Source organism: Pseudomonas sp. NDM, assembly GCF_003105095.1.
In the GTDB taxonomy this organism is placed as follows: Bacteria; Pseudomonadota; Gammaproteobacteria; order Pseudomonadales; family Pseudomonadaceae; genus Aquipseudomonas; species Aquipseudomonas moraviensis_A.
The window spans coordinates 1-8,087 of record NZ_QETJ01000195.1 but is presented as its reverse complement, the minus strand read 5'-3'; the positions used below and the strand labels follow the sequence as shown (position 1 = coordinate 8,087).

At 59.6% G+C, this 8,087-nt stretch carries 6 protein-coding genes; 3 read left to right on the top strand and 3 right to left on the bottom strand.

What is annotated here, in order from left to right; all coding sequences use genetic code 11:
* Nucleotides 1-25 precede the first annotated feature (25 nt).
* Nucleotides 26-661, bottom strand: a complete 636-nt coding sequence (locus DCO47_RS24045; protein WP_116659070.1) for a TetR/AcrR family transcriptional regulator — start codon at nucleotides 659-661, stop codon at nucleotides 26-28.
* Nucleotides 662-755: 94 nt separating this feature from the next.
* Between DCO47_RS24045 and DCO47_RS24040 the strand changes: the two genes are divergently transcribed.
* The 3 genes from DCO47_RS24040 (at nucleotide 756) to DCO47_RS24030 (ending at nucleotide 6,889) form a co-directional block, all read left to right on the top strand.
* The gene (locus tag DCO47_RS24040) at nucleotides 756-1,856 is read left to right on the top strand and encodes an efflux RND transporter periplasmic adaptor subunit (protein WP_116659069.1); all 1,101 of its coding nucleotides are present in this window, start codon (nucleotides 756-758) and stop codon (nucleotides 1,854-1,856) included.
* A 6-nt stretch (nucleotides 1,857-1,862) separates the two neighbouring features.
* Complete coding sequence (locus tag DCO47_RS24035; RefSeq protein ID WP_042606963.1) at nucleotides 1,863-4,934, top strand: efflux RND transporter permease subunit; 3,072 nt, start codon at nucleotides 1,863-1,865, stop codon at nucleotides 4,932-4,934.
* A 575-nt stretch (nucleotides 4,935-5,509) separates the two neighbouring features.
* Nucleotides 5,510-6,889 carry a Fic family protein gene (locus tag DCO47_RS24030; RefSeq protein WP_116659068.1) on the top strand — a complete coding sequence of 460 codons (1,380 nt, stop codon included), beginning with the start codon at nucleotides 5,510-5,512 and terminating at the stop codon, nucleotides 6,887-6,889.
* Nucleotides 6,890-6,896: 7 nt separating this feature from the next.
* Here the strand turns inward: DCO47_RS24030 and DCO47_RS24025 are convergent, their stop codons facing one another.
* Both DCO47_RS24025 and DCO47_RS24020 read right to left on the bottom strand, forming a co-directional pair.
* Complete coding sequence (locus DCO47_RS24025) at nucleotides 6,897-7,586, bottom strand: DUF4197 domain-containing protein (RefSeq protein ID WP_116659067.1); 690 nt, start codon at nucleotides 7,584-7,586, stop codon at nucleotides 6,897-6,899.
* 27 nt (nucleotides 7,587-7,613) lie between these two features.
* Entirely contained in the window at nucleotides 7,614-8,009 is a 396-nt protein-coding gene (locus tag DCO47_RS24020) for a YbaY family lipoprotein (RefSeq protein WP_042606966.1), read from the bottom strand.
* Nucleotides 8,010-8,087 lie beyond the last annotated feature (78 nt).

The following is an 8,087-nucleotide window of genomic DNA, read 5'->3' as shown; positions in this document are numbered from 1 at the left end:
GGTCTGAACAAGCACCGCAAAACTGTCAGGGTTTGTACGCCCTCATAAACAACCCCACCACCTCCCGTACATGGCGCTCTGCCGCCTCACCCGTCAGCGGCTCGCCGCAGCCATACAGCAAACGGAAATTCCCTGCGCCTTTGATCAGGCAGAAGAAATGCTCAGCGGCATTGCGTGGCTGGTCGATGCTCAGCGCGCCGCTCGCATGGATCTTCGCCAGCAAACCTTCCATGCCGTTGACCACACGCTCGGGGCCGGCCTCGAAGAAGATCAGCGACAGCTTCGGGTCCTGGCTGCCCAGCGCCATGATCAAGCGGTGCAGGTTGACTGATTCATCGCTGTTGATCAGTTGGTGGAAGCCTCGGGCAATGTTCAGCAACACATTTTCCACCGGGATGTTTTCCGGCAACTCGAAGAACAGCGGCGGCAGTTGTTCCTCGCATTTCGCGACGACGGCGGCGAAAAACAGCGTCTCCTTGTCGTTGAAATGGCTGTAGACCGTCAGCTTCGACACGCCGGCCTCGCTGGCCACCGCGTCCATGCTGGTGTTGGCGTAGCCATGACAGAGAAACAGGGTTTTCGCCGCGTCGAGGATCGCCTGGCGCTTGGCCAGATCCTTGGGGCGGCCCGGGCCGTTTGAAGCTGAAAGATTGTTCGACATTCTTCGCTTTTAATACTGGACTGGTGAGTTTGCTATTAATACCATACCCGCCAGTATAAATATTCCAAGCCTCATTCGCGAAAGGTCCGTCACCATGTTCCGCCATGCGTTGTCCTTTGCCGTGCCAGTCAGTCTGGCGTTCCTGTTATCGGCGTGCGGTCAGGAAGAGGTGACGAAAGTCACCGTGCGACCGGCCATGGTGGTGCAACCCGAGCCTTCGGCGCAGGCGATGGAAAGTTATCCGGGCGAGGTTCGCGCCCGTTATGAGCCTGATCTGGCGTTCCGCATCGGCGGCAAAGTCAGCCGACGACTGGTCGACGAAGGTCAGCGGGTCAAGGCCGATCAGCCCTTGGCCGAACTCGATCCGCAGGATGTGCGCCTGCAACTGGAGGCCACCAGCGCGCAGGTCGCCGCCGCCGAGGCCAATCTGAACCTGGTGCGCGCCGAGCGCGATCGCTACAAAACCCTGATGGAGCGGCAGATGGTCAGCCGCTCGGCCTACGACAACGCGGAAAATCTATACCGCTCCGGCGAAGCCCGCCTTAAACAAATCAAAGCCGAATTCAACGTATCGACCAACCAGGCCAGTTACGCGGTGCTGCGTGCACCACAGGACGGTGTGGTGGCCAAGCGTTCGGTGGAAGTCGGCCAAGTGGTCGCCGCCGGGCAAACCGTATTCACCCTCGCCACCGACGGCGAGCGCGAAATCCTGATCAGTCTGCCGGAGCAAAGCTTCGGCCGCTTCAAGGTCGGTCAGCCGGTCTCCGTGGAATTGTGGGCACAGCAGAATCAACGCTTCGCCGGGCAGATCCGCGAGCTGTCGCCATCCGCCGACCCGCGCTCACGCACCTTTGCCGCGCGTATCTCCTTCACCAGCGGCAAAGTCCCGGCGCAATTGGGGCAGAGCGCCCGGGTGTTCGTGCAAGCGGCCGACAGTGTTTCGCTGTCCATTCCGCTTTCGGCGCTGACCGCTGAGAACGGCGCGACCTACGTCTGGGTGGTCAACGGCAACAACACGTTGAAGAAAAACCCGGTGCGGGTCGGTCCGTTCGGCGAGAAAAGCGTGGCAGTGCTCGAAGGCCTGAGCGCCAGCGACTGGGTGGTGGCCGCCGGCGTCCATGTGTTGCTCGATGGTCAGCAGGTGCGACCGGTGGATCGCTCCAACCGTGTGGTCAATCTGGCGAACAAGGAGTAAGCCCCGATGCGCTTCAACCTCTCCGAATGGGCGTTGCGTAATCGCCAGATCGTATTGTTCCTGATGCTTTTGCTCGCCGTTGTCGGCGCGCTGTCCTACACCAAACTCGGCCAGAGCGAAGACCCGCCGTTCACCTTCAAGGCGATGGTCATCCAGACCCGCTGGCCCGGTGCGACCGCGCAGGAAGTCTCGCGCCAGGTCACCGAACGCATCGAAAAGAAGCTGATGGAAACCGGCGAGTACGAACGCATCATGTCGTTCTCCCGCCCCGGCGAATCCCAGGTCACTTTCATTGCCCGCGATTCGATGCACTCCAAGCAAATCCCCGACCTCTGGTACCAGTTGCGCAAAAAGGTCGGCGACATCCGCCAGACCTTGCCGCCGGGAATTCAGGGGCCGTTTTTCAACGATGAGTTCGGCACCACCTTCGGCAATATCTACGCGCTGACTGGCGACGGTTTCGATTACGCCGTGCTCAAGGATTACGCCGACCGCATCCAGATTCAGCTGCAACGGGTCAAGGACGTCGGCAAGGTCGAACTGCTCGGCCTGCAGGACGAGAAGATCTGGGTCGAGCTGTCCAACGTCAAACTCGCCACCCTCGGCTTGCCGCTGGCAGCGGTGCAGCAGGCACTGGAGGAGCAGAACGCGGTCTCCACGGCGGGGTTCTTCGAAACCGGTAGCGAGCGCTTGCAGCTACGCGTTTCAGGGAATTTTCAGACAGTCGATGAGATAAAGAACTTTCCGATCCGCGTCGCCGATCGTACGTTCCGCATCTCCGATATCGCCGATGTGCGTCGCGGTTTCAGCGACCCCCCGGCGCCGCGCATGCGTTTCATGGGCGACGATGCGATCGGTCTGGCTGTGGCGATGAAGGATGGCGGCGACATTCTGGTGCTCGGCAAGGCGCTCGAAGGCGAGTTCTCGCGCATCCAGAAAAATCTCCCGGCCGGGATGCAGCTGCGCAAGGTCTCCGATCAGCCGGCCGCAGTGAAAACCGGGGTCGGCGAGTTCGTTCAGGTGTTGGTCGAAGCGCTGGCAATCGTCCTGCTGGTGAGTTTCTTCTCTCTCGGCGTGCGCACTGGCATGGTCGTCGCGTTGACCATTCCGCTGGTGCTGGCGATGACCTTCGCCTGCATGTACTACCTCGGGATCGGCCTGCACAAGATCTCCCTCGGTGCACTGGTACTGGCGCTGGGGCTTCTGGTGGACGACGCGATCATCGCCGTGGAAATGATGGCGATCAAAATGGAGCAGGGTTTCGATCGCATTCGCGCCGCGAGTTATGCCTGGACCAGTACGGCGTTTCCGATGCTCACCGGCACGTTGATCACCGCCGCCGGCTTCCTGCCGATTGCCACTGCGCAGTCCGGCACTGGCGAATATACCCGCTCGATTTTCCAAGTGGTGACCATTGCCTTGCTGGCCTCATGGGTCGCGGCGGTAATGTTCGTGCCGTATCTGGGGGAAAAACTCCTGCCGGATCTGGCGAAAATTCATGCGGCAAAACACGGCACTGGCGATGGTCAGCCGGACCCGTACGCGACGCCGTTTTATCAGCGCGTGCGGCGACTGGTGGAGTGGTGCGTGGCGCATCGCAAGACTGTGATCGTGCTCACCGTGGGCCTGTTCATCGCCTCGGTGATGCTGTTCCGCTTCGTCCCGCAGCAGTTCTTCCCGGCTTCGAACCGGCTGGAGTTGATGGTTGATCTGAAACTCGCCGAAGGCGTTTCGCTGGCCAACACCACCAGTGAAGTCAAACGCCTCGAGGCGCTGCTCAAGGAGCACGCCGGTATCGAGAATTATGTGGCCTATGTCGGCACTGGCTCGCCGCGTTTCTACCTGCCGCTGGATCAGCAATTGCCGGCGGCGAGTTTTGCCCAGTTTGTGGTGTTGGCGAAAACCATCGAAGAGCGTGAAGCGCTGCGCAACTGGTTGATCGAAACCCTCAACGAACAATTCCCGGCCCTGCGTTCGCGGGTTACTCGTTTGGAAAACGGTCCGCCGGTTGGCTATCCGGTGCAGTTCCGCGTCACCGGCGAACACATTGAAGAGGTTCGAGCGCTGGCGCGCAAAGTGGCGGCCAAGGTTCGCGAGAACCCGCATGTGGTCAATGTGCATCTGGACTGGGAAGAGCCGAGCAAAGTCGTCTACCTGAACATCGACCAGGACCGCGCCCGCGCACTTGGCGTGAGCACCGCCAATCTGGCGAAATTCCTCCAGAGTTCGCTGGTCGGCTCAACGGTCAGCCAGTATCGCGAAGATAACGAATTGATCGAGATTCTGCTGCGCGGCACCGTGCATGAACGCACTGAGTTGTCGTTATTGCCGAGCCTCGCGGTGCCGACCGATAACGGCCGCAGTGTAGCGCTGTCGCAGATTGCCACGCTGGAATATGGCTTCGAGGAAGGCATCATCTGGCACCGCAACCGCCTGCCGAACGTGACCGTGCGTGCCGATATTTATGGCAAGGAGCAACCGGCGACGCTGGTCAAACAGATCATGCCGACGCTTGACCCGATTCGCGCCGAATTGCCCGATGGTTATCTGCTGGATGTCGGCGGCACGGTGGAGGATTCCGAGCGCGGGCAGAAGTCGGTGAATGCCGGCGTGCCGATGTTTATTGTCGTGGTACTGACCTTGCTGATGGTGCAGCTGCGCAGTTTCTCGCGTACGGCGATGGTGTTTCTCACCGCACCTCTGGGGTTGATCGGGGTGACGCTGTTTCTGATGGTGTTCCGGCAGCCGTTCGGGTTTGTGGCGATGTTGGGGACCATCGCATTGTCCGGGATGATCATGCGCAACTCGGTGATTCTGGTGGATCAGATCGAGCAGGATATTGCTGCCGGGCTCAGGCCTTGGCAGGCGATCATCGAGGCGACGGTGCGGCGCTTTCGGCCGATTGTGTTGACGGCGCTGGCGGCGGTGCTGGCGATGATTCCGTTGTCGCGCAGTGTGTTTTTCGGGCCGATGGCGGTGGCGATCATGGGTGGGTTGATTGTGGCTACGGCGCTGACTTTGTTGTTTTTGCCGGCGTTGTATGCGGCCTGGTTCAGGGTTCGCAAAGACTCCGTTTGAGTTGTGGTTGCGTGGCGGCCTGAGGGCCGACCATGCTTTGGGTGTTGTGAGTGAATATCCGTTTTTTTTGGGTGTTGCGGCTGGCGGTTCCGCTCTTACAGCGGGTCACTTTTGCAGACGCCCAAAAGTAACCAAAACGCTGGGCCCCGGCGTTCGGCCCCTCGCTGGGGCTCGGGGTTCCTTCGCTCCGGGATCGATCCGGGCGCAGCGTCTCCGGTTTGCTTCGCTGCACCTCCTCCCGCTGTGTTTGGCTGCGCCAAACGGTCGCTGCGCTCCCACGCCCGGATCAATCCCTCCACTCAGCCTGCCGATGGGGCCGGCACGGCAAGATCAAAAGCGGTACTCGAGCTTGCGCTCATTGTGTAGGAGCTGCCGAGGGCTGCGATCTTTTGATCTTGATTTTGCTTTTCTGTGAGAGCGAGCCTGCTCGCGAAGGCGGTCTGACAGCCAATTCATTTCAACTCGCCAATTCACGCTGCCTTCCTACAGCTCTTTCAGAAACCTCCGATCTTGAGGCGCTGCCCGTCGAATGCTGTACTCCGGGTTCTGTTTTTCCGAGTCCTTGAGGCTGTCCCATGAAGAAGCCACCGACATTAAGCGGCGGAACGGATCCTGTTTTCGACCTGTTGGCCCGCTCGCCCCACAAGCAACGACTTGCGGATTATCTGGCGCTGCTCAAGCCCCTCGATGATCAGGGGCGCTATCTGCCATTCGAGGCGTTGCGCTATCGCTGGCCTGCGGGATTGGACGCCAACCTTTGTTGGGCGTTGGTGAAGAAGGCGCGGGCAGCCCAGTACATCCGTTTGTTGCCGTTGGGCGAGCCGGTGCAGTGGGGCAAATATGTGCCAACGCCGTTGGCGCAGAAAACCTTGGCTGTGGTGGATCGTCACGCCAGTACGGCCGCGCTGGATTACATGACCAGTCAGATCGGCGAACGTGTGCATTTCTCTTGTCTGCTCAATGACTTGATCGAAGACGAAGCCATCGCAAGTAGCCAGTTGGAGGGCGCGGCGACCACGACTCGTGTTGCCAAGGACATGCTCAAGCATCAGCGCCAGCCGCGGACGCCGGATGAGCGCATGGTCATGGGTAATTATCGAATGATGAATTTCGCTTGGGAAAAGCGTTATGAACCTCTGAGCATTGAGCTGATTGCAGAGATCCATCGAGTGGGTGTGGAGGGGATTGATGACGAGCAGTATTCCCCTGGATTGTTCAGAACCAATGATGAGGTGGTTGTTCAGGATGGTTCGGGCAACACCGTGCACCGACCGCCTCCTGCGGTGGGTCTGGTTTCGCGGTTGGCGAGGCTGTCCGGCTGGATCAATCAGCCCGATGCCTCGATCCTGGAAAAAAACTATTTGCATCCACTGATCAAGGCCATCACGCTGCATTTCGCCATGGGTTACGAACATCCCTTTCGCGACGGTAACGGGCGGGTTGCGAGAGCCTTGTTTTACTGGTTCATGTTCAAACATGAGTTCGCGGGCTTTCGCTACATTACGATCAGCCTGTTGCTACGCAATGCACCGGTGAAATACGGGCGCTCCTATCTGCACACCGAGGCGGATGAGCTGGATCTGACCTATTTCATCGAGTTCCAGTGTTCTGTCATTCTGCGAGCCGTGGTCGGCTTTACCGATATTTACCGCAAGAGCGTGGCAGACACCGAGGATTTTGACCGTTGGCTGATCAGCTCTGGCGTATTTGAGCAACTGACGCAACGGCAGCGCGCCCTATATCAGGTGGCTAAAAGCGGGGAAGCGAAGGAATTTACGGCGAGCAACGTCGCGGAAAATTTTTCCTGCACGGGCAGTGAGGCGAAATCGATGTTGGAAGGGTTGGAGCAGTTGCAAATATTCGCCAGAAGAAAGATGGGCCGGGAGGCGGTGTATTTTTTGTGCGGGCCCGTAGAAGAAAAAAGACACGGGGTCGAATCACTTCGCCCCGCGTGATGCCCGTTTACAACGTACCAAACACCTTCTTCGCCAGACTCGTCGCCGCAGCGGCCGGGTTCTGACGAATCGTTTCTTCCTGCTTGCCGATCATCTCGAACAGGCCATTGAGTGCTTGCTCGGTGACGTAACTCTCAACATTGGCGTTCTTGGCATCAACTACGCCGAAAGCCGCAGCTTGACCTGCAAAGGAGTTGTACTTCTGCGCGACGCCGACCTTGTCGGTGGCTTGTTTGACGATGGGCAGGAATTTCGCGCGGATCTGTTCGCGGCTGGATTTGTTCAGGTATTGGGTCGCCGAATCGTTGCCGCCGCTGAGGATGCCTTTGGCGTCGGCCACGCTCATTTTTTTCACCGCGTCGACGAGGATTGGCTGCGCCTGGGTCACGGCGGATTCGGCGGCTTTGTTCATCGCGGTTTCCAGTTCTTCGACCTGGGCGCCCATGCCGAAGGCTTTCATCTTGCTCGCGGCTTTGCCGAGTTTGCCCGGCAGTTCGATTTTCACCTCGGGGTTGTTGCTGAAGCCGCCCGGGGTGCCGAGTTGTTTCACGGCGATCTGCGCGCCCTGGGTCAGGGCGTCCTTGAGGCCGCCGGTGGCGTCTTGCTGCGACAGGTCATTGAGCGACAGGGCCAGGGCGTTGGCAGAGATCAGCAGGCCGGCGCAGACGGCGGCGAAGCGAAGGGTAGGGCGGCGCATGGCGGCTTCCTTGTGGCGAAAAATGGATTAACGAACGGCGTCAACGCGGATTTTCAGCGGCTGCGGGTCGTTGCCGTCGAGTTGCACGGCGTGGTTTTCGGTGGTGATGAACATCAGCTCGCCGTTGACCTCGATGCGTGCGCTGACCGAGTAACGGTGGCCGGGTTTGACCTGCGCCGGATCGTAGCTCAAATGAAACGGCAGCGGCACCTGGCCTTCGATTGGGCCTTTTTGTTGGGCGAGGACCACGGCCGGCGCATCGGCCAGCGACACGTCTTGCAGGCTGACGCTCAGGGTCGCGCTCGGCGGCAGGGCGATGCGTTGCAGGTAGAAGACTTCACCGTCGAGGCTGGCCTTGCCGGGGGTGGTTGATTGGCAGGCGCTGAGCAGCGTGGCGGCGGCGAGGGTTAGCAGTTTGTTCATGTAGTACTCCATTCAATTGTAGGAGTGAGCCTGCTCGCGATAGCGGTGTGTCAGACGACACTGATGTTGACAGAAAAA